The following is a 20935-nucleotide window of genomic DNA, read 5'->3' as shown; positions in this document are numbered from 1 at the left end:
TTTCACGTCGCTCACGGCGCGCTCACTCCGCCGCCATGGACATGGACGAAACCTCGGCCGGGCGCGGCGGCAGCGGCGCGACCGGCAGGCCAGGCACCGCCGTCCTGTTCTTGTACTGCCGGATCCGTTCCTCCAGCACCGGGCGGAAGTGGCGGATGAGGCCCTGCACCGGCCAGACGCCGCCATCGGCGAGGGCGCAGATCGTGTGCCCCTCGATCCGCTTGGTCACGTCCTCCAGCACGTCGATCTCCTCGATCTCCGCGCGGCCCTCGACCATGCGCTTCATGACGCGGGCCACCCAGCCCATGCCCTCGCGGCACGGCGTGCACTGGCCGCAGGACTCGTGTTTGTAGAAGTCGGATAGACGGGAGATCGCGCGGATGATGTCCGTGGACTTGTCCATCACGATCACGCCCGCCGTGCCGAGGCCCGACTTGTGCTCGCGCAGCGCGTCGAAGTCCATCAGCACGTCGTCGCAGATATGTTTCGGGAGCAGCGGCGTGGAAGACCCGCCGGGGATGACGCAGAGCAGGTTGTCCCACCCGCCCCGCACGCCGCCGGCATGGCGCTCGATGAGTTCCCGCAGCGGGATGCTCATCTCCTCCTCGACGTTGCAGGGCGTGTTCACGTGGCCCTGCAGGCAGAAGATCTTCGTGCCGCTGTTCTTCGGCCGGCCGAAGCCCGCGAACCAAGCGCCACCCCGGCGCAGGATCTCCGGCACCACCGCGATCGTCTCGACGTTGTTCACCGTCGTCGGGCAGCCGTAGAGGCCGACTGCCGCCGGGAAGGGCGGCTTGAGCCGCGGCATGCCCTTCTTGCCCTCGAGGGACTCGATGAGCGCCGTCTCCTCGCCGCAGATATAGGCGCCGGCGCCGCGGTGGACGTGGAGCTCGAAGTCGTACCCGGTGCCGCAGGCGTTCTTGCCGATCAGGCCGGCCTCGTAGGCCTCGTCGATCGCGGCCTGCAGCACGAGATGCTCGTTGTAGTACTCGCCCCGCACGTAGATGTAGCCGGCGGACGCGTTCATCGCGACGGCCGCCAGCAGGCAGCCCTCGATCAGCGTATGCGGATCGTGGCGCAGGATGTCCCGGTCCTTGCAGGTCCCCGGCTCCGACTCATCGGAGTTGACGACGAGGTAGGAGGGGCGCCCGTCCGGGTTGGACTTCGGCATGAAGGACCACTTCATCCCCGTCGGGAAGCCCGCGCCGCCGCGGCCGCGCAGCCCGGAATCCTTCATCTCCTGGATGATCCAGTCGCGACCCTTTTCGATCAGCGCCTTCGTGCCGTCCCAGTTCCCACGTTTGCGCGCGGCCTCCAGGTTCCACGGCTGCATGCCGTAGAGGTTCGTGAAGATCCGATCCTTATCCTGCAACGCCATGCGTCAGTCTCCCGCCGGCCCGGCGCCATAAGGCTGCCGGGGCGGCACCTCGAGCAGCGTCAGCGCTCCGCCTTCCGGCGCGCTGGTCTGGCGACCGATCGTGCTGCCATGCGGTGGCCGCTCGCCCCGCTTCAGCGCCTCGATCAGTTGGACCGTCCGCTCGTAGTTCAGGTCCTCGTAGTAGTCGTCATCCACCTGCAGCACCGGTGCGTTCACGCAGGCACCGATGCACTCAACTTCCGTCAACGTGAAGAGCCCATCCGCCGAAGTGTCGCCGTAGCTCCTCAGGTGGCCCGCATCCTTGCAGGCGCGCAGCACGTCGTCGGAGCCGCGCAGCATGCACGGCGTCGTACCGCAGACCTGGAGGTGATAGCGCCCGATCGGCTTCGTGTTGAACATGAAGTAGAAGGACGCGACCTCGCGCACGCGGATCGGGGCCATGCCGAGCCGCTCCGCAACGACTTCCACGCCAACCTTGGGCACCCAGGCGCTACCGGTCTGCCGGCTCATCTGCTTCTGCACGACATAGAGCAACGGGATCACCGCTGACGCCTTCCGCCCTTCCGGGTAGCGCGCCAGGATCTTCGTCACCTGCGCCTCGCTCTCCGCATCGAACGCGAAGGCCGCCGGCTCCTCGCGCGAGTTCCCACGCTCCGGATCCAGGTGGTTGATCTTGCCTTCGGTTGTCGACGAGCGGGCCGTCACCGGTCGATCTCCCCGAAGACGATGTCGAGCGAACCGATGATCGCGACGGCGTCTGCGAGCATGTGCCCCTTGCTCAGCTTCTCCATGGCCTGGAGATGCGCGAAGCCCGGCGCACGGATCTTGCAGCGGTAGGGCCGATTGGTCCCGTCCGCGACAAGGTACACCCCGAACTCGCCCTTCGGCGCTTCGGTGACCGTGTAGGTCTCGCCCGCCGGCACGTGGTAACCCTCGGTGTAAAGCTTGAAGTGGTGGATCAGCGCTTCCATCGAGCGCTTCATCTCAGCGCGCGGCGGCGGCGTGATCTTGTGGTCGTCCACCTTAACCGGCCCGCCCGGCATCTGGTCCAGGCACTGCCGGATGATGCGCAGGGACTGCCGCATCTCCTCCATCCGGACGAGGTAGCGGTCGTAGCAGTCGCCGTGGCGCCCGACCGGGATCTCGAACTCCATCCGATCATAGACGTCGTAGGGCTGCTGCCGCCGTAGGTCCCAAGGCACGCCGGAGGCACGAAGGCACGGCCCGGAGAACCCCCAGGCCATCGCCTCCTCGGCCGTCATCACGCCGATGTCCACGGTCCGCTGCTTGAAGATGCGGTTGTCCGTCAGAAGCCCGTGCAGGTCGTCGATGAACTTCGGGAACTGCTCGACCCAGGCGTGGATCCGCTCGGTCAGTCCCGGCGGCAGGTCGCGCGACACCCCGCCCGCGCGGAAGTAGTTGGCATGGTAGTGACTGCCCGAAACCGCCTCGTAGAACTCGAGAAGCGGCTCGCGCTGCTCGAAGCCCCAGAGCGACGGTGTGATCGCGCCGCAGTCCAGCGCGTAGGTCGTGACGTTCAGCAGGTGGTTCGCGATGCGCGTGATCTCCGCGAACATCACGCGGATGTACTGCGCACGCAGCGGCACCTCGATCCCCAGCAACCGCTCCGTTGCCAGCGCGAATGCGTGCTCCATGCACATGGGAGAGACGTAGTCGAGCCGGTCGAAATACGGGTTTGCCTGAAGGTAGGACTTGTACTCGATGAGCTTCTCGGTGCCGCGGTGCAGAAGGCCGATATGCGGGTCAGCGCGCTCCACCACCTCGCCCTTGAGTTCGAGGATGAGGCGAAGCACACCATGGGCCGCAGGGTGCTGCGGCCCGAAGTTGACCATATGGCTGTCCATCTCGACGCGGCGGATCGCCTCGTCGCCCGCGGCGGGCTCGCCGCGCCCGGTGTTCGGGACGGGATCGGAGATGGAAAGGCTCATGACTCATTCCCGATCAGCCGCTGCTCGGGCGGTGCGATGCGGTTCTGATGCACCTTCTCGTCGCCGGGGAGCGTCGTCATGCCTTCCCAGGGCGACAGGAAGTCGAAGTTGCGGAAGTCCTGCTGCAGCTTGACCGGTTCGTAGACCACCTCGCGCCGCTCGGGGTCGTACCGGACCTCAACGTTGCCGGTCAGCGGGAAGTCCTTGCGCAGCGGGTGCCCCTCGAAGCCGTAATCGGTCAGCAGGCGGCGCAGATCCTCCTGTCCCTCGAAGGCGATGCCGTACATGTCCCAGGCCTCACGCTCGTACCAGGTGGCTGCGGGCCAGATCGCGGCCACGCTCGGCACGGGGTTGTCCACGTCCGTGGTCGTGATGATGCGAACCCGGTGGTTGTGCGTCAGCGACAGAAGGTTCCAGACAACCTCGAACCGCTCCGGGCGGTCCGGATGGTCCACGCCGCAGAGGTCCATGCACTGCTCGAAGGCGAAGCGTGGGTCGGTCCGAAGCACCGCCATCACATGGCGCACGGAATCGCGCCGGATGCGCAGCGTCAGCTCCGCGCCGCGCGCGACAGTGGCGTCGAGCAGCACGCCGACGGGAAGGCTGGCCGCGATGTCGGCGCCGAGGCTTGCGACGTCAGCCACGAAGGATCGTCCCGGTGCGCCGGATCTTCTTCTGCAGCTGTAGGATACCGTAAACGAGCGCTTCCGCCGTCGGCGGGCAGCCCGGCACGTAGACGTCCACCGGCACGACCCGGTCGCAGCCTCGGACGACGCTGTAGGAGTAGTGGTAGTAGCCGCCGCCATTGGCGCAGGAGCCCATGGAGATGACCCAGCGCGGCTCGCTCATCTGGTCGTACACGCGGCGCAGCGCGGGGGCCATCTTGTTCGTCAGCGTCCCCGCCACGATCATCACGTCCGACTGCCGCGGCGACCCGCGCGGAATGACGCCGAAGCGGTCGAGGTCGTAGCGCGCCATGTAGGCGTGGATCATCGGCACGGCGCAGCAGGCCAGGCCGAAGGTCATCGGCCACAGCGACCCGGTTCGCGCCCAGTTCACGACCTTGTCGAGCGTGGCGACGACGAACCCCTTCTCCTCGACCTCGCCGGTAACGGCTTTGATCACCGCATCCTGCGCGGGGCCAGGCTCCAACGCCTGCTTGTTCCAGGCCAGCGTATCGTTCGCGCCGCTCATCGCAGCATCTCCCGCATCGGACCGGGGGTCATTCCCAATCCAGGGCGCCCTTGCGCCACTCGTAGACGAAGCCGATCGTGAGAACGCCGAGGAAGCCCATCATCGACAGGAACCCGAGCCAGCCGATGTCGGCCAGCGATACGGCCCACGGGAAGAGGAACGCCACTTCAAGGTCGAAGATGATGAACAGGATTGCAACAAGGTAGAACCGCACGTCGAAGCGGCGCCGCGTGTCGTCGAACGGCTCGAACCCGCACTCGTAGGTCGAGAGCTTCTCCGGATCCGGCTTCTGTTTGGCCGCCAGCACGGAACCGCCGACCATCGCGATGCTGATCGCCGCGGCGATGCCCAGGAAGACCAGGATCGGAAAGTAGCCCGCGAGCAGGGAACCCGTATCGCCCATCATACCCTCACGGTCCGGCCGCCGACGCGGTACGCGCCGGGGCGCCTACGCACCTTAAGGTGCACCGCAACATGCCGCACCATAAACCCAGTGCGACCGGTCGGCCAGACACCGAACATATGGGCAACAGGGCGTCGCGAACAACCGCGGCGCATACGAAAAAGCCGCCCTTTCCAACATGGTAGGGCGGCAGATCCATTCGTCGCTGGCGCGAGTGACGGGGCTCGAACCCGCGACCTCCGGCGTGACAGGCCGGCGCTCTAACCGACTGAGCTACACCCGCGTGCGACGACGCGCCGTGTATGGGTGTGGCCCTTCCGTGTCAACTCTCCGGCCGGCGGATGGGGGCGCGGGAATGGGCGCTGAGGGATTCGAACCCCCGGCATCCTCGGTGTAAACGAGGCGCTCTACCGCTGAGCTAAGCGCCCGCTTCGGCCTGAATACGCGAAGCACCCCGGATGGAGAAAGGGCCGGCGTTTCCGCCGGCCCCCTCGGCTTCAGTGCGTCAGGCTCGGCGCCGCGGGATCGCCCACGGCAGGCTTGGCCGGCGGCGCCGGCTCCTCCGGCTCCGCCCACTCGATCGGCTCCGGGCGCCGGATCAGGGCCCCGGCGATCACCTCGTCCACGTGGGCGACGGGGATGACCTTGATCGTCTTGGTCACGCTCTCCGGGATGTCGGCCAGGTCCTTCTCGTTCTCCTTCGGGATGAAGACCGTCGTGATGCCCGCACGCAGCGCGGCCAGCAGCTTCTCCTTCAACCCGCCGATCGGGAGCACCCGGCCCCGCAGCGTGATCTCACCCGTCATCGCGACGTCGCGCCGCACGGGGATGCCCGTGAGCACGGAGACGATGGAGGTCGCCATCGCGATGCCCGCGGACGGCCCATCCTTCGGCGTCGCACCCTCCGGCACGTGGACGTGGATGTCCCGCTTCTCGAACAGCGTCGGCTTGATGCCGAAGGCGGTGGAACGGCTGCGGACATAGGACACCGCGGCCGACACGCTTTCCTGCATCACGTCGCCGAGCTTGCCCGTGTGCTTCACGTTGCCCTTGCCGGGCAGCAGCACGGACTCGATCGTCAGGATCTCGCCGCCGACCTCGGTCCAGGCCAGACCAGTGACGGCGCCGACCATGTCCTCGGCCTCGGCCTCGCCGTAGCGGAACTTCCGCACGCCGGCGTACTTGCCAAGGTTCTCGTCCGTGATCTGCACCGACTTCGCCGTGCCGGAGACGATCTCGCGAACCGCCTTGCGGGCGAGGCCGCCGATCTCGCGCTCCAGGTTCCGGACGCCGGCCTCGCGCGTGTAGTAGCGGATCAGGTCTCGCACGGCCTCGTCGCTGACGGACCACTCGCCCTTCTTCAGGCCATTCGCCTCGCTCACCTTGGCGATGAGGTGCCGGCGCGCGATGCCGATCTTCTCATCCTCGGTGTACCCGGGGATGCGGATAATCTCCATGCGGTCCAGCAGCGGCTGGGGCATCTTCAGCGAGTTCGCCGTCGTGATGAACATCACGTCGGACAAGTCGTAGTCCACCTCAAGGTAGTGGTCGTTGAAGGTGCCGTTCTGCTCGGGGTCCAGCACCTCCAGCAGCGCCGAGGACGGGTCCCCGCGCCAATCGGCGCCGAGCTTGTCGATCTCATCCAGCAGGAAAAGTGGGTTGGAGGACTTCGCCTTCTTCATGCCCTGGATGACCTTCCCGGGCATGGAGCCGATGTACGTACGCCGGTGGCCGCGCACCTCCGCCTCGTCCCGCACGCCGCCCAGCGACATGCGCACGAAGTTCCGGTTCACCGCCTTCGCGATGGATTTCCCGAGCGAGGTCTTGCCGACGCCGGGCGGACCGACGAGGCACAGGATCGGCCCGCGCAGCTTCTTGGAGCGCGACTGGACCGCCAGGTACTCGATGATCCGCTCCTTGACCTTGTCCAGGCCGTAGTGGTCGGCGTCGAGCACCTCCTGAGCCGCCTTCAAGTCGATGCGGACCTGCGTGCGCTTCTTCCAGGGGATCGTCAGCATCCAGTCGAGGTAGTTGCGGACGACGGTCGCCTCCGCACTCATCGGCGACATGCCGCGCAGCTTCTTCAGCTCGCCCAGCGCCTTCTCGCGCGCCTCGGGCGACAGCTTCGTGGCCTTGATCTTGGCCTCGAGCTCCGCCGCCTCGTCCTTGCCGTCCTCGCCCTCGCCGAGCTCCTTCTGGATCGCCTTCATCTGCTCGTTGAGGTAGTACTCGCGCTGCGTCTTCTCCATCTGCCGCTTCACGCGGTTCCGGATGCGCTTCTCCACCTGCAGGACGCCGATCTCGGCCTCCATGTGGCCGAAGACGCGCTCCAGTCGTTCCGCGACCGGGATGGTCTCCAGCAGCTCCTGCTTCTCGTTGATCTTGAGGTTCAGGTGGCTCGCGACGGTGTCGGCGAGCTTCGCCGGGTCGTCGATCTGGTTGACCGAGACCAGCACCTCCGGCGCGATCTTCTTGTTGAGCTTGATGTAGTTCTCGAACTGCCCGACGACGCTGCGGCCGAGCGCCTCCGTCTCCTGCGTGTTCGGCGCGGCTTCCGGAATCGGCTCGGCATAGGCCTCGAAGTGGCTGCCCGTTTCCTTCCATCCCGTCACGCGTGCACGCCGCCCGCCCTCGACCAGCACCTTCACGGTGCCGTCCGGCAGCTTCAGCAACTGCAGCACGGTGGAGACTGTGCCCACGTCGAACAAATCGTCGGCGCCCGGATCATCCTGCGCGGCGTTGCGCTGCGCCAGCAGCAGGATCTGCTTGTCCTCGCGCATCACGCTTTCCAGCGCGCGCACGGACTTCTCGCGCCCGACGAAGAGCGGGACGATCATGTGGGGAAATACGACGATGTCGCGGAGCGGCAGGACGGGAAGGACTTCGCCCCGAACAAGCTCGCTATCGGATGCCGCCATGGGGACCTCGCTATGGACAGTCGGCGCGGCAGCGCCCTGAACAGGCACGCTCCCGTCGCCACGGGAAACGGAGAAGATGGGGCTTCAGCAGCCCCATCTCAACGGTGACGGCGCCTGGCCGATCAGGCAGTGCTCTGCTCGGCCGGGCGCTCGCCGTAGATGAACAGCGGCTGGGCACGGCCCTCCGCCACTTCCTTGTTGACGACGACTTCCTCGACCTCATCGAGGCCGGGCAGATCGAACATGGTGGAGAGCAGGATGCTCTCCATGATCGACCGCAGCCCACGCGCGCCGGTCTTGCGCTGGATGGCGCGGTTCGAGACGGACTTCAGCGCGTCCTCGGTGAAGGTGAGCTTCGTCCCCTCCATCTCGAACAGGCGCTGGTACTGCTTGAGCAGCGCGTTCTTCGGCTTCGTCAGGATCTCGATCAGCGCCTTCTCGTCGAGGTCCTCGAGCGTCGCCACCACCGGAAGGCGCCCGATGAACTCGGGGATCAGCCCGAACTTCAGGAGGTCTTCCGGCTCGACCTCGCGCAGGATGGCGCCGGTGCGGCGCTCCTCCGGCGCGCGGATCTCCGCCCCGAAGCCGATGCCCGAGCCCTTGCCGCGGGCCGCGATGATCTTCTCGAGCCCCGCGAAGGCACCGCCGCAGATGAAGAGGATGTTGGAGGTGTCCACCTGCAGGAACTCCTGCTGCGGATGCTTCCGCCCGCCCTGCGGCGGCACGGAGGCGACCGTTCCCTCCATGATCTTCAGCAGCGCCTGCTGGACGCCCTCACCCGACACGTCGCGCGTGATGGACGGGTTGTCCGACTTGCGGCTGATCTTGTCGACCTCGTCGATGTAGACGATGCCGCGCTGCGCCCGCTCGACGTTGTAGTCCGCGGCCTGGAGCAACTTGAGGATGATGTTCTCGACATCCTCGCCGACATAGCCGGCCTCGGTCAGCGTCGTCGCATCGGCCATCGTGAACGGCACGTCCAGGATGCGCGCCAGCGTCTGCGCCAGCAGCGTCTTGCCCGAACCCGTCGGCCCCACGAGCATGATGTTGGACTTGGCGATCTCGACCTCGCCCGACTTCCCACCATGCGCCAGGCGCTTGTAGTGGTTGTGCACGGCTACCGAGAGCACCTTCTTCGCGTGCTCCTGCCCGATGACGTAGTCGTCGAGGACCTTGCAGATCTCCTTCGGGGTCGGCACGCCGTCCCGCGACTTCACGAGGTGCGTTTTGTGCTCCTCGCGGATGATGTCCATGCAGAGCTCGACGCATTCGTCGCAGATGAACACGGTCGGCCCGGCGATGAGCTTCCGGACCTCGTGCTGCGACTTCCCGCAGAACGAGCAGTACAGGGTGTTCTTGGACTCGCCGGACTTGCTCATGCGCGCTCCTCGCCTTCCGGCCCCGTCCTGCCGCCCGTGATGGAGAGGCAAGCGCCGGGCCAGGGGCGCTGAATTAGGATACCCCCTCCCCCCTTAACGGGAAAGGACCGGGGTCGGATGTGGGGGTCGCGCCCCTGGACCCGTCTTGGGCACCGGGGGCGCGGCCAGCCGGTCAGGCCCGCGGCGTCTCGCCGCCAGGGGTCGAGACCGTCGTCCCGGACGGCATCTTCGCGACGACCTGGTCGATCAGGCCGAAGGCCGCCGCCTCGTCCGCCGACATGTAGGTGTCCCGCTCCATGTTCTTCTCGATCACGTCGAGCGGCTGCCCCGTGTGCTGCACGTAGAGCTGGTTCAACCGCGCGCGAGTCTTGATGATCTCGCGGGCCTGGATCTCGATGTCAGTCGCCTGGCCCTGCGCGCCGCCGGACGGCTGGTGGATCATCACCTGGGAGTTCGGCAGAGCGAAGCGCTTCCCCTTCTCCCCCGCCATCAGCAGCAGGGACCCCGCCGAAGCCGCCAGGCCGACGCAAACCGTGGACACGGGCGAACGGATGTACTGCATCGTGTCGTAGATCGCGAGGCCGGCCGTCACAACGCCGCCCGGAGAATTGATGTAGAAGGCGATGTCCTTGTTCGGGTTCTCGCTCTCCAGGAACAGCAGCTGCGCGCAGAGGAGCGAAGCAACGCCGTCATAGACCTGCCCGGTCAGGAAGATGATTCGCTCCTTCAGCAGGCGCGAATAAATATCGTAGGCCCGCTCGCCGCGCGCCGTCTGCTCGACGACCATGGGAACGAGGGAATTGTTGTAGAACTCGACCGGATCGCGGTCCCGGATCATATCGAAAACCCTCTCTCGCCGGCGGCGATTCCAGGAAAAGGGACCCCGCCTGGGCGCCCCGACCCCGTGTCGCGGACCGCCGGGCGCCAACATGGCCCCCCGTCGCCCCGCCCCCGCGAATCCCCTCGCGCCGGCCACGGACGAAGATGGTGCAGCGCGGCCCGACGGGAAAGGGGGCCGCGTCCCGTGGACTCGGGCCGGAGGACCTGCCCGGTTGGGCAGGCCGCCTCCCCGAGATCAAGCCGCCTGGAGTTCGGCCGGCGTGACCGTCTTGTCCGTCACCTTCGCGAGTTCGAGCATGAAGTCCACGACCTTCTCCTCGAAGATCGGGGCGCGAAGGCTCTCCACGGCCTGCGGGTTCTTCTGGAAGAACTCGAACACCTGCCGCTCCTGGCCGGGATAGCGCCCCGCCTCGTTCCGCATGGCCCGACCCAGCTCGTCCTGGCTCACCTGGATGTTGTTGGTGCGCCCGATCTCGGAGAGCAGCAGGCCTAGCCGGATCCGACGCTCTGCAATCCGCCGATACTCGCCGCGCAGCGTCTCCTCGTCCTTGCCCTGGTCGTCCGCGTCCAGGCTGCCGGCCTTCATGTCGGCCTCGACCCGCTGCCAGATCTGGTCGAACTCGGCCTGGACCATTCCCTCCGGGACGGGAAAGTCGACCCGGTCGGACAACTGGTCCAGCAACGCCCGCTTCACCCGCAGACGGGCCATCCCGTCATACTCACGCTGGAGCGAGTTCTTGATCTCCTCCCGCAGCTTCTCCGCGCTCTCCAGCCCGAGCGACTTGGCGAACTCGTCGTCGGCCGCGGTCGCGGACCGCACCTTCAGCCCCTTCGCCGTCACCTCGAACTGTGCCGGCTTGCCGGCCAGTTCCTGCGCCCCGTAGCCCTCCGGGAAAGTTACGCTCAGCGTCCGGCTCTCGCCGGTGCGGATGCCCTCCAGCCCCTCGGTGAAGCCGGGGATGAAGCCGTCGCCGCCGACCTCGATCGGCATGTCCGTCGCGCTGCCACCCTGGAAGGGCTCGCCGGGGGTGCCGTCCTCGCCGACCATCCGACCGACGAAGTCGGCCACGACGATGTCGCCCTGCCCGGCCGGCCGGTCCTCCGTCACGTCCTCCAGCTTCGCATTCCGGCGGGCCAGGCCGTCGAGGGCCTTCTGGACCTCCTCGTCCGTCGGCTCGGCGCGGGGACGCTCGACCTCGATGCCCGCGAAGTCGGGCAGCGGGATCTCCGGCAGGACCTCCATCTCGACCTTGAATTCCAGGTCCTTCTCGTCGTCGAAGGTGACGACCTCGACCTTCGGCTGCAGCGCAGGGCGCAAGCCTCGGTCGGTGACGACCTTGCGCGTCGCCTCCTGCACCTGCTCCTCCAGCACCTCGCCCATGACGGCGGTGCCGTAGCGGTTCTTCACGACGGACATCGGGACCTTGCCCGGGCGGAAGCCCGGCAGGCGGAGGTCGCGCCCCAGCGCACCCAGCCGCTTGTCGCGCGCGGCGGCGATGGTCCCGGCCGGCACCACCACGGAAAAGGCGCGCTTCAGCCCCTCGGCCGCACCCTCAGTCACCTGCATGTCGTCGCTTCCAGTCCGGTCGTCAGAGAAGAAAGGGAATCCGGGCCGGCGCGGGCTGGTGCGGGCGGAGGGATTTGAACCCCCAAGGCTTGCGCCACCGGAACCTAAATCCGGCGTGTCTGCCAGTTCCACCACGCCCGCCCCCACCGATGGCCCGCGGCGGCGTCGAAGGGGCGGGCCTTAGCCCAATGCCAGCCCGTTTCCAAGCGTAGGCCGCCCGATCGCCGCGCCCAGGGCCGCCAGGGCGGATGGAATGCCCCGGACGACGTCCTCGGCGATCACCCCCGGACCGGACGGCGCCGCCCGGCCATGGAGCCAGACCCCGGCGCAGGCCGCTTCGAAGGCAGGCATGCCCTGCGCCAGGAGGGCGCCGATCAGACCCGCGAGGACATCCCCGGTCCCGGCAGTCGCCAGGCTCCGGGGCGCGTCGTGGTTGATCACGGCCCGCCCATCCGGAGCCGCGACGACGGTATCGGGCCCTTTGAGCACGACCACGCCGCCGATCCTCGCCGCGGCTCCGCGCACCGCCGCGATCCTGTCCGGCCCGACCGGTCCGAAGGCCCGGGCGAACTCGCCGCCGTGTGGCGTGGCCACCGCGACGCCGCTGAGGGCCTCTGCCGATCCGGCGCAGGCCGTCAGGGCCCCTGCATCCGCGACCACGCGGCGTCCCGCGGCGACGGCCCGCGTCAGCAGGCTGCGCGTCCCCTCGTCCGCCGGCAGGCCGGGGCCGATGACCCAGGCATTGCGCCGCGCGTCCTCCAGCAACGCCTCGACCGGCGGCTCGGCGACGATCAGCCCGGGCGCGCCGGTACGGAACAGGGCGGTCGCCGCCGCATCGGCTGCCGCCAGCGTCACCAGACCCGCGCCGGCCCGCCGCGCCGCCGCGGCCGCGAGCCGGGCCGCCCCGCCCATCGCCGCGCCCCCGACGACGACAAGGTGGCCCCGGTCATATTTGTGCCCGGCCCGGCCGGGGACCGGCAGGCTCCACAGGTCCGGCCCGTTCCGGAAGATGCCGGCTTCCCCGCCGGTCGCTGCGGCCAAGGCGGCCTCGGGAAGCCCGATCTCCGCCAGCACCAGTTCTCCGCAGAGCGCCCGCCCCGGCATCAGGAGGTGCCCCGGCTTGAGGCGGGCGAAGGTCACGGTCACCGCCGCCGGCACCACCTCCGCCGACGGCTGCCCGGTGGCGCCGTCCAGTCCGCTCGGCACGTCCACGGCGACGATGGCCGTTGCCGCCCGTAGGCACGCGACCGCGTCCGCCGGCAGGGGGCGGGCCGGCGCGGCACCGAGCAGCGCGTCCACCACCAGTCCGCAGCGCCGCACCTCCTCCGGCCGCAGGGGAACGACCGGCCCGCGCCAGCGCGCCGCCGCCTCGGCCGCGGGACCGTCCGGCCGTGGAGGCGCCAGCGCGGCAACCGCGACGGGCCAGCCGGCCGACTCCAGCAGTCGCGCCGCGACGTAGCCGTCCCCGCCGTTGTTGCCCGGCCCGACGAGGACGAGGGTGCGGCAGGGCCGGAACCTCGCCATCACCTCCCGCGCGACCGCGCGTCCCGCCGCGGCCATCAGCACGGGGATCGGGACGGACGAAGCCGCGTCGGCCCGGGCCATCGCCGCCGGGGTCAGAAGCTCCTTTGGCCAGGCCGGTCGGGGCATGTGCTCGGTGCGCCCGTGTTCCATGCGACAGCACTCTACGGCATGATCGTCTCAACGCGACAAACCGCGGCCGAAGCCTGCGGGACGGGGGACGAACGGACATGGCGCGCGAACGCAGCCTTGCGGAACTCTACGCCAGCGACCCGGAGCGGGCGGACGCCGTCGCCTTCGGTCGACGCGGCGCGTTGAAGGGCGCCTCGCTCGCGGCGATGGGCGCGGCGATCGGCGCCGCGATTCCCTTCGCGAACCGGATGCCCGCTGGCTTGTTCCCTGCCGCCCTCGCCCAACCGGCCGGCCAGCCGCCGACCCTGCGCATGGACGGCAAGGCCGCGCTCGTCGTGCTCGGCGAACGCCCCTTCGTCGCCGAGACACCGGAGGCGATGCTTGACGACGACGTGACGCCGGCCGACCGGATGTTCATCCGCAACAACGGCGGCGTCCCCGAACGTTTCGCCGCCGACCCGAGGGCCTGGCGCATCAAGGTGGAGGGCGAGGCCGACACGCCCCTGGACCTCGCGCTCGGCGAGATCGAGTCGCGGTTTGAGAACGTGACGCTGCGGCTGCAGATGGAATGCGGCGGCAACGGCCGCGCGGCATTCGTACCGGAGACCCGCGGCAACCAGTGGGGCAACGGCGCCATCTCCAACGCCGAATGGACGGGCGTGCGGCTGCGGGACCTGCTCCGCGCCGCGGGGATGAAGGAGACATCCCGCTTCACGGGGCAATACGGCGCCGACCCCCACCTGTCCGGGGACCCGGCGCGCCCGTCCATCTCACGCGGGATGCCCATCGCGAAGGCGATGGAGGATACGACGATCCTCGCCTTCCGCATGAACGGGCAGCCCATCCCGCAGATCCACGGCTATCCGGCACGCCTCGTCGTCCCGGGCTGGCCCGGCAGCCTGTCGCAGAAGTGGTTCAACCGGATCGTGCTGCGGGCGACGCCGCATGACGGCCCGGGCATGGGCGCGACCTCCTACCGCCTGCCGGTCCGGCCGATCGTGCCGGGTTCGAACAACAACGGCGCGGATTTCGCGGACATGACCTCCATGCCCGTACGGGCGCTGCTGACCAACGTGGCGCACGGCACCCGTCTCCCCGCAGGCACGCGGCGCATTGAGGTTCGTGGACAGGCCTGGGCCGGGGACCTGACGGTGCGCGCCGTCCACGTCTCCGCCGACTTCGGCGCGACCTGGCGGGAGATGACCGTCAACCCGCCGCCCAATCGCCATTCCTGGCAGCGCTGGACCGGGAACGTGGAACTCCCGACGGACGGCTACTACGAGATCTGGACGCGTGCCACGGACAGCGAGGGCCGGATGCAGCCCCACGCGGCCGCCAACTGGAATCCGCAGGGCTACGGCGCCAACCCGATGGCGCGGACGGCGCTGCTGATCGGATGATCCGCGTCTTGGCCGTCCTGCTGGTCCTCGCGGCCTTGCCCCTCCGCGCCCAGTCGCCCGACGAGGTGCAGCGCCCCGAGGAGACCGAGGACGTCATGCCCGCGGGCGAAGGCCGGACGGAGGTCTTCGGCCTCTGCACGGCCTGCCATTCCTCAGCGATCATCCGCCGCTCCGGCCTCTCGCGGGAACGCTGGGACGGGCTGATGGATTGGATGACCGAAAAGCACGGGATGCCGCCGCTGGAAGGCGAGTTCCGTGAAACGATCGTCAACTACCTCGCCCAGCACTTCCCGCCGCGCCGCACGCCGAGGAACGCGTCCAACCCGTTCCTGCAAAATTGAGCCGGGCAGAACTGACCGGGGCAGAACTGACTGGGGCGGTGTAGCCTCCCGCCGGCGAATCGGACGGGGGGCGGCGATGGCCTTCGTAGTGGCGGTGGCGCAGCGGAAGGGCGGGGCGGGCAAGTCCACCGTGGCGGCGAACCTCGCCGTGGCGCTGGCAGCGGGGGCGCCAGTCGGCCTTCTCGACACCGACCCGCAGGGCACCTTGGCCCGGTGGCACGGCCTGCGGCCTGCCGGGTCCGCGCGATTGTCCTTCGAGGCGGTTTCCGGCTGGCGCGTCCCGGCGACCGTGGATCGTCTCCGGCGCGACCACGCCTTCGTCATCCTCGACACGCCGCCGCACGCCGATACGGACAGCCGCGTCGCGATGCGGGCGGCCGACCTCGTCCTCATTCCGCTTCAGCCCTCCCTGCCCGACCTCTGGGCGATGGAGGCGACGCTGGAGGTGGCGGCGGCCGAACGGAAGCCGGTGGCGCTGCTCCTGAACCGCGTCCCGGCACAGGGCAACGCGGCGAGGGAGGTCGCGGCAATGCTGCGGAAGCGCGACCTGCCGATCCTGCCTGCGCATCTGGGCAACCGCACCGCCTTCGCGGCGGCGTTCGGTGCGGGCTTGGGCGTGACCGAACACGCTCCGCGAACCGCGGCAGCGACCGAGGCGCGGGCGCTTGCGGAAGCGATCCGACGCGAGGCGTCCTGAAGCCCTCGACTCCGTGGCGCGTTTCCGGGCGACCCCAACCACGTCAGGAACGTCCGCCATGAATCGCTCGCTCGCCCCCGGCCTTGCCGCCGCCCTCGCGCTGGCCGCGCCGGCCTTCGCCCCCAACGCCCTCGCGCAGTCGGCCAACCCCGTGCAGCAACAGGGCGGTCCGGCCGTGGAAGGGCAGACCGCCCTTCAGGCCCAGGTCCGCGCGATCGAGGGCGCGCTGCGCCAATCCGGGGAGCAGCTCGACCGCGGGCAGCCCGGCGGGGCGCCGAACTACGAACAGGCCCGCGCGGCGGTCCGCTCGGGCCTCGGCCTCGTCGCGCAGATGCCCTTGCCGGGACAGAACGCGGACAACGTGCACCGTGCCGGGCAGGCGCTCCGCACGGCCGAATCCGCGGTGACCGAGGAACGGGCGGACCCGCGGATCGCCTCCGCGAACCTCCGTTCGGCGGCGGAAGCCCTCGCGGCGGTGCACGGCGACCTTGGAGGCGCGGCGCGGAACGCCGGGCCGCAACAGGGCAACGCGGCAGGGAGCGACCGTCGGGGCTGACGGCCTTCGGCCGGTTCCTGCGGGCGGGGGCCGCGCTGCCCCCACCTCGCGGAGAGCCGTCCCAGGCTAACCATCGTCGGCACGGGGGTGCGCTTCTTCGCCTCCCGCCGGGCTCGGTGGCGTAGGGCGTATTCGCTCCTCGCGGGGCTGGTCTAGCGGATCAGTTCCGTGCGCCAGATCGCGAGGCCGGCGCCCACGAGCACGAGGACCCCGAACAGGTCCCAGAGGTCCGGCACCTCGCCCCAGACCATCATCCCGAGTGAGGCGGTCCAGAGGATCGCGGTGTATTCGAAAGGCGCGATCAGCGTCGTGTCGCCGGCGCGGTAGGCCGCTGTCATGAGGATCTGCGCGCCGACGCTGAGGAAGGCGGTCAGCGCCAGCCAGCCCCATTGACCGGCGGTCGGCGTGACCCAGACGGGCACCGATGCCACGCCCGAGACGACGGCCGCGCCGATCGCGAACCACAACACGATCGTCGTCCCGGACTCGCCGGCCTCCCCCATGCGCCTGATGGAGATCATGGCGAGCGCCCAGCCCAGGGCCGCCGCGAGGACGCCTGCGACGGCCACCGGGTCCAGCGCGCTCCCGCCATCCCAGGGCTCCACCATCAGCAGGACGCCCCCGAAGCCCGCCACGGCGATGGCGAGGCGCCGCGGCTGGAACCGTTCGCCGAGCATGAGGACCGACAACCCGGTGAGGAAGAGCGGCATCGTGAAGTTCAGTGCCGTGACCGTCGCGAGCGGCAACTGCGCGTAGCCGTAGAAGGCGCCGTACATGCCGACGAGGCCGGTCGCGAGGCGCTCGAGATGGCCCAGGGGCCGCCGGGTGCGGAGCGCTGCGGCCAGGCCCCCGGGCGTGACGAGGTGCGCGTAGATCAGCAGCGGCGGGATCGCGAAGGCGTTGCGGAACAGCACGACCTCCGAGAGCGGCACCGCCCCTCCCAGCGCCTTCACCGCCGCCGAGGCCACGGCGAAGAGCCCGGCCGACCCTATGACGCAGGCGATCGCGCGCAGGCGCGGGTCGCGCAGCCCGCCGGGCCGTGGTCGCGTCTCGCCGTCCATGTGCTCCGCGCGATTCCCCCGCGTTCCGCCGGGTGGTTCCCCCGCCCCTGCCCCCGGTCTAGGGTCCGCGGCCGATGAAGGCCAGAGCATGACCGCGCTGAAGGCACGCACGTCCAAGGCGGCGCCGATCCCCGATCACCCGCTCTACCGTCCGGAGTCGGTGGAGACGGTCTGGGACGCCCGGTTCGCCTACCAGATCGTGAAGTTCCGCTATCTTCGCCGCGACGGCACGCCTTCTTCCCTCCTCACCTGGGAGCTCTGGCGCCGTGGCGACGGCGTGATCATCCTGCCCTGGGACCCGGTGATCGACCGCGTCGCGCTGATCGAGCAGTTCCGGCTGCCGGCCCTCGCCGCCGGCGAGCAGCCCATGATGACGGAGTGCCCCGCCGGGCTGCTGGAAGCGCACGAGGACCCGATGGAGGCCGCCCGCCGCGAATTGCAGGAGGAGACGGGCCTCCCCTGCCGCCGCGTCCTCCGCATGGGGGAGTTCATGCTCATGCAAGGCGGCTGCGACGAGAAGCTGCACTTCCACCTCGCCCACGTCGCCCTGGACGCCTCCGAACACCCGCCGCGCGGCCTGGCGCATGAGGGGGAGGAGACGCAGGTCGTCGTGCTCGACGCGCGCGAGGCCTTCGCGATGGTGGCCGACAACCGCATCCGCAACGCGCCCTGCGCCATGTCCCTCCTCTGGCTGCAGGTGAATCACGACCGACTGCGACGCGAATGGACCGAAGCATGACCGACCTGCTGTTCCGCACCGACGCCTACCTGCGCGAGGCCGCCGCGACCGTCGTCGCCGCCGACGAGGCCGGCATCGTCCTGGACCGGACGCCATTCTACCCGCGCGCGGGCGGGCAGCCCGGCGATACCGGCCGTATCCGCTGGGATGGCGGGGAGGTCGTGATCACCGACACGATCAAGGATCCGGAGCGTGGCGCGATCCACGTCGTCGCGGCCGGCGCGCACCTGCCGCCGCCCGGAACCGGGATCGTCTCGATCCTCGACTGGGAACGGCGGCTCCGGCACATGCGGATGCACACGACGTTGCACCTGCTGTGCAGCGCGATGCCGGGCATCTACGCGACGGGCAACCAGATCGGCGCGGAGAAGTCGCGTCTCGACTTCGACCTGCCGGAGCCGCCGGCGAAAGAGTGGTTCACCGAACGTTTGAACGAGTTGATCGCCGGCGACCATGAGGTCGGCGAGCGCTGGATCACGGAGGCGGAGCTTGACGCCAATCCCGGCCTCGTCCGCACCCTCTCCGTCCAGCCGCCGCGCGGCACGGGGCGCGTGCGCCTCGTCAGGATCGGGCCGGAGGAGGCGCCCGTGGACCTGCAGCCCTGCGGCGGCACCCATGTCCGCCGAACTTCCGAAATCGGGCGCGTCGAGGTGACGAAGATGGAGAGCAAGGGCCGGCAGAACCGGCGCATCCACATCGTCCTCGCGGGAGACACGCCGTGACAAGCCTCGTCTCGACCGAATGGCTGGCCGGCCAGCTCGGTAGTCCCGACCTGCTCGTCTTCGACTGCTCGACCTACCTGCCGAACGAGACGGGCGACAAGGTGAGCGGCTTCCGGGAGGCGCATGTGCCCGGCGCGCGGCTCTTCGACATCGACGTCATCGCGGACCCCGAGACGGACCTGCCCCACATGGTCCCGACGCCCGGGCGATTCGCCAAGCTCGCCGGCGCGCTCGGCATCTCGAACGCCAGCCGGGTCGTCTTCTACGACCAGCACGGCTTTCGTGCCTCGGCGCGCGGCTGGTGGATGATGCGGCTCTTCGGGCACGAGGCGGCCTTCGTCCTCGATGGCGGCCTGCCGAAGTGGCGGCGGGAGGGACGGCCGGTCGGGACCGGCGACGCGCCCCCAGCCCAGCCGCGACCTTCGTCCCGGACTTCCGGGCCGACCGCCTCCGCGGCATCGGCGACATCAAGCGCATCGTGCGCCAGGGGAGTCCGTACGCGGGCGGCGGAGAGGCCCTGATCCTCGACGCGCGGTCGCGCGGGCGCTTCGACGGCACGGCGCCGGAGCCCCGTGCCGGCCTGCCCTCCGGCCACATGCCCGGCGCGGCCAGCCTGCCCCTGACGGAACTGCTCGCCGCCGACGGCACGCTGCTGCCGCCCCGCGCGCTCCGCGCCCGCTTCGAAGCGGCGGGCGTCACGGAGGACCGGCCCGTCATCCTCTCCTGCGGATCGGGCGTCACGGCCTGTGGCCTCGCTTTTGGCCTAGTAGAGGCCGGGTTCCCGGAAGGCTCCGTCTACGACGGCTCCTGGACCGAATGGGCGCTGCGGCCGGAGACCCCGAAAACGACGAAGGACGCGGCGTGATGCCCCACGACTCCCTCCCGCGCGGCGAGCGGCCGCACTTCGCGACCCGCATGTCCCATGGCGGTCGGCCCGGGTCGAAGAAGCACGGCTTCGTCAATCCGCCGGTGCATCGCGGCTCCACCGTCCTGTTCGAGAACTTCGAGCAGCGCCGCGCGTCATTCCCGCGCCGCTTCGAGCAGATCCTGACCTACGGCACGCAGGGCGGCCCGACGCACCACGCGCTGGAGGACATGATCGCGGACATCGAGGGCGGCACGCGCTGCCTCATCGTCGGCACGGGGCTGGCGGCGGTGGCCGTGCCGCTGCTGGCCTACCTCAAGGCGGGTGACCACTGCCTCATGCCCGACAGCGTCTACGGTCCCGCGCGGAACCTCGCGAACGGCCTGATGGCGGGATGGGGAATCGAAACGACGTTCTACGATCCGCTGGTGGACGAGGCAGGGATGCGCGGGCTCATCCGCCCGAACACGAAGGTCGTGTACCTGGAAAGCCCGGGGAGCCACACCTTCGAGGTGCAGGACGTCCCCGCCCTCGCCCGCGCCGCGCACGATGTCGGCGCCAAGGTGCTGATGGACAACACCTGGGGCTTCCACACCTTCCAGCCCTTCGCCAAGGGTGTGGACGTCTCGATCCAAGCGCTGACGAAGTACGCCGGCGGGCATTCCGACATTCTCCTCGGCAGCGTGACGGTGAACACGCCGGAGGACTGGCAGGCCGTGCGCGGCGCCGGGTCGCAGCTCGGGCAATTCGCCTCCCCCGACGACGCCTGGCTCTGCCTGCGCGGGCTTCGGACCCTGCCGGTGCGCCTTAAGGCACAGGCCGAGGCGGGGCTGGACGTCGCGCGCTGGCTGGAGGGGCGGCCGGAAGTCCTGCAGGTGCTTCACCCTGCCCTGCCGTCCCACCCCCAGCACGCGATCTACGCGCGCGACTTCTCGGGGCCCTGCTCCCTCTTCGGCGTGGTGCTGCGTCCCCCGGCGACCGACGCGGATGCCGAGCGCTTCGTGGACGGCCTGCGGCTCTTCGGCATCGGCGGTCCTGGGGCGGCTACGAGAGCCTCGCCCTGCCGACCGCGCCCTCCATCGTCAGGACCGCGACGACGCCGGACTTCGGCGGACCCGTCGTGCGGCTTCACATCGGCCTGGAGGACGTGCGGGACCTCATCGCCGACCTCCAGGCGGGGCTGGAAGCCCTGCCACGCTAGGACAAACCCGCGGAGAACGGAGTCGCCCGGAGCGGTAAGGCTGCTCCCCGAAACAACATGCCAGAGCGCTGC

At 69.6% G+C, this 20935-nt stretch carries 20 protein-coding genes, 3 tRNA genes and 1 pseudogene; 9 read left to right on the top strand and 15 right to left on the bottom strand.

Translation table 11 applies throughout. The features are described from left to right. Nucleotides 1-22: 22 nt before the first annotated feature. The 14 genes from nuoF to ACE7GA_RS20185 form a co-directional block, all read right to left on the bottom strand. On the bottom strand, nucleotides 23-1378 hold the full coding sequence (gene nuoF / locus ACE7GA_RS20250) for an NADH-quinone oxidoreductase subunit NuoF (protein ID WP_376090651.1): 1356 nt from the start codon (nucleotides 1376-1378) through the stop codon (nucleotides 23-25). A gap of 3 nt (nucleotides 1379-1381) precedes the next feature. Beyond that, entirely contained in the window at nucleotides 1382-2041 is a 660-nt protein-coding gene (nuoE, locus tag ACE7GA_RS20245; RefSeq protein WP_376100411.1) for an NADH-quinone oxidoreductase subunit NuoE, read from the bottom strand. Between the two features lie 38 nt (nucleotides 2042-2079). Further along, nucleotides 2080-3243 (bottom strand): NADH-quinone oxidoreductase subunit D, encoded by a 1164-nt coding sequence (locus tag ACE7GA_RS20240; RefSeq protein ID WP_376100408.1) that lies wholly within the window; start codon nucleotides 3241-3243, stop codon nucleotides 2080-2082. Between the two features lie 80 nt (nucleotides 3244-3323). Continuing rightward, the gene (locus tag ACE7GA_RS20235; protein ID WP_376090648.1) at nucleotides 3324-3971 is read right to left on the bottom strand and encodes an NADH-quinone oxidoreductase subunit C; all 648 of its coding nucleotides are present in this window, start codon (nucleotides 3969-3971) and stop codon (nucleotides 3324-3326) included. Next, entirely contained in the window at nucleotides 3964-4521 is a 558-nt protein-coding gene (locus ACE7GA_RS20230) for a NuoB/complex I 20 kDa subunit family protein (protein WP_376090645.1), read from the bottom strand. Before ACE7GA_RS20230 ends, ACE7GA_RS20235 begins: the two co-directional genes overlap by 8 nt. A 28-nt stretch (nucleotides 4522-4549) precedes the next feature. Next, nucleotides 4550-4924, bottom strand: coding sequence for an NADH-quinone oxidoreductase subunit A (locus ACE7GA_RS20225; RefSeq protein WP_376090642.1), 375 nt, complete (start codon nucleotides 4922-4924; stop codon nucleotides 4550-4552). A gap of 206 nt (nucleotides 4925-5130) precedes the next feature. Beyond that, a tRNA-Asp gene (locus ACE7GA_RS20220) sits at nucleotides 5131-5207 on the bottom strand. A 73-nt stretch (nucleotides 5208-5280) separates the two neighbouring features. Beyond that, a tRNA-Val gene (locus tag ACE7GA_RS20215) sits at nucleotides 5281-5352 on the bottom strand. 69 nt (nucleotides 5353-5421) lie between these two features. After that, nucleotides 5422-7842, bottom strand: a complete 2421-nt coding sequence (gene lon / locus ACE7GA_RS20210) for an endopeptidase La (protein WP_376090639.1) — start codon at nucleotides 7840-7842, stop codon at nucleotides 5422-5424. A 122-nt stretch (nucleotides 7843-7964) separates the two neighbouring features. Further along, nucleotides 7965-9221 (bottom strand): ATP-dependent Clp protease ATP-binding subunit ClpX, encoded by a 1257-nt coding sequence (gene clpX, locus ACE7GA_RS20205; RefSeq protein WP_376090636.1) that lies wholly within the window; start codon nucleotides 9219-9221, stop codon nucleotides 7965-7967. A gap of 172 nt (nucleotides 9222-9393) precedes the next feature. Continuing rightward, the gene (gene clpP, locus ACE7GA_RS20200) at nucleotides 9394-10056 is read right to left on the bottom strand and encodes an ATP-dependent Clp endopeptidase proteolytic subunit ClpP (RefSeq protein ID WP_376100405.1); all 663 of its coding nucleotides are present in this window, start codon (nucleotides 10054-10056) and stop codon (nucleotides 9394-9396) included. Between the two features lie 240 nt (nucleotides 10057-10296). Further along, nucleotides 10297-11628 (bottom strand): trigger factor, encoded by a 1332-nt coding sequence (tig, locus tag ACE7GA_RS20195; RefSeq protein ID WP_376090633.1) that lies wholly within the window; start codon nucleotides 11626-11628, stop codon nucleotides 10297-10299. Nucleotides 11629-11684: 56 nt separating this feature from the next. Continuing rightward, nucleotides 11685-11769: transfer RNA gene (locus tag ACE7GA_RS20190), tRNA-Leu, on the bottom strand. Between the two features lie 39 nt (nucleotides 11770-11808). Beyond that, a complete protein-coding gene (locus tag ACE7GA_RS20185) occupies nucleotides 11809-13233 on the bottom strand; it encodes an NAD(P)H-hydrate dehydratase (protein WP_376090629.1) in 1425 nt (474 codons plus the stop codon). 146 nt (nucleotides 13234-13379) lie between these two features. Here ACE7GA_RS20185 and ACE7GA_RS20180 point away from each other — a divergent pair, with 146 nt between their 5' ends. The 4 genes from ACE7GA_RS20180 (at nucleotide 13380) to ACE7GA_RS20165 (ending at nucleotide 16275) form a co-directional block, all read left to right on the top strand. Beyond that, nucleotides 13380-14681, top strand: coding sequence for a sulfite oxidase (locus ACE7GA_RS20180; RefSeq protein WP_376090626.1), 1302 nt, complete (start codon nucleotides 13380-13382; stop codon nucleotides 14679-14681). Further along, entirely contained in the window at nucleotides 14678-15022 is a 345-nt protein-coding gene (locus tag ACE7GA_RS20175) for a hypothetical protein (RefSeq protein WP_376090623.1), read from the top strand. Before ACE7GA_RS20180 ends, ACE7GA_RS20175 begins: the two co-directional genes overlap by 4 nt. Nucleotides 15023-15098: 76 nt before the next feature. Next, the gene (gene parA, locus ACE7GA_RS20170) at nucleotides 15099-15719 is read left to right on the top strand and encodes a ParA family partition ATPase (protein ID WP_376090620.1); all 621 of its coding nucleotides are present in this window, start codon (nucleotides 15099-15101) and stop codon (nucleotides 15717-15719) included. Between the two features lie 58 nt (nucleotides 15720-15777). Then, nucleotides 15778-16275, top strand: a complete 498-nt coding sequence (locus ACE7GA_RS20165) for a hypothetical protein (protein ID WP_376090617.1) — start codon at nucleotides 15778-15780, stop codon at nucleotides 16273-16275. A 152-nt stretch (nucleotides 16276-16427) separates the two neighbouring features. On the opposite strand, the gene ACE7GA_RS20160 is transcribed toward ACE7GA_RS20165, so the two are convergent. After that, nucleotides 16428-17336 (bottom strand): DMT family transporter, encoded by a 909-nt coding sequence (locus tag ACE7GA_RS20160; RefSeq protein WP_376090614.1) that lies wholly within the window; start codon nucleotides 17334-17336, stop codon nucleotides 16428-16430. A gap of 88 nt (nucleotides 17337-17424) precedes the next feature. Here ACE7GA_RS20160 and ACE7GA_RS20155 point away from each other — a divergent pair, with 88 nt between their 5' ends. From ACE7GA_RS20155 to metC, 5 genes and pseudogenes are all read left to right on the top strand, one after another. Further along, nucleotides 17425-18075, top strand: coding sequence for an NUDIX domain-containing protein (locus tag ACE7GA_RS20155; protein ID WP_376090611.1), 651 nt, complete (start codon nucleotides 17425-17427; stop codon nucleotides 18073-18075). Continuing rightward, nucleotides 18072-18797 carry an alanyl-tRNA editing protein gene (locus ACE7GA_RS20150; protein ID WP_376090608.1) on the top strand — a complete coding sequence of 242 codons (726 nt, stop codon included), beginning with the start codon at nucleotides 18072-18074 and terminating at the stop codon, nucleotides 18795-18797. Before ACE7GA_RS20155 ends, ACE7GA_RS20150 begins: the two co-directional genes overlap by 4 nt. Next, nucleotides 18794-19318: a rhodanese-like domain-containing protein gene (locus tag ACE7GA_RS20145; RefSeq protein WP_376090605.1), complete on the top strand. Its 525-nt coding sequence runs from the start codon at nucleotides 18794-18796 to the stop codon at nucleotides 19316-19318. The genes ACE7GA_RS20150 and ACE7GA_RS20145 overlap by 4 nt, the downstream gene beginning before the upstream one ends. Then, nucleotides 19276-19662 (top strand): rhodanese-like domain-containing protein, encoded by a 387-nt coding sequence (locus ACE7GA_RS20140; protein WP_376090602.1) that lies wholly within the window; start codon nucleotides 19276-19278, stop codon nucleotides 19660-19662. The genes ACE7GA_RS20145 and ACE7GA_RS20140 overlap by 43 nt, the downstream gene beginning before the upstream one ends. Then, nucleotides 19662-20863: pseudogene (gene metC / locus ACE7GA_RS20135) on the top strand (cystathionine beta-lyase). The gene ACE7GA_RS20140 and the pseudogene metC overlap by 1 nt, the downstream one beginning before the upstream one ends. Nucleotides 20864-20935 lie beyond the last annotated feature (72 nt).

It is taken from the genome of Roseomonas sp. CCTCC AB2023176, from assembly GCF_042259275.1.
Lineage (GTDB): Bacteria > Pseudomonadota > Alphaproteobacteria > Acetobacterales > Acetobacteraceae > Roseomonas.
This window is presented reverse-complemented; position numbering and strand designations above follow the sequence as displayed.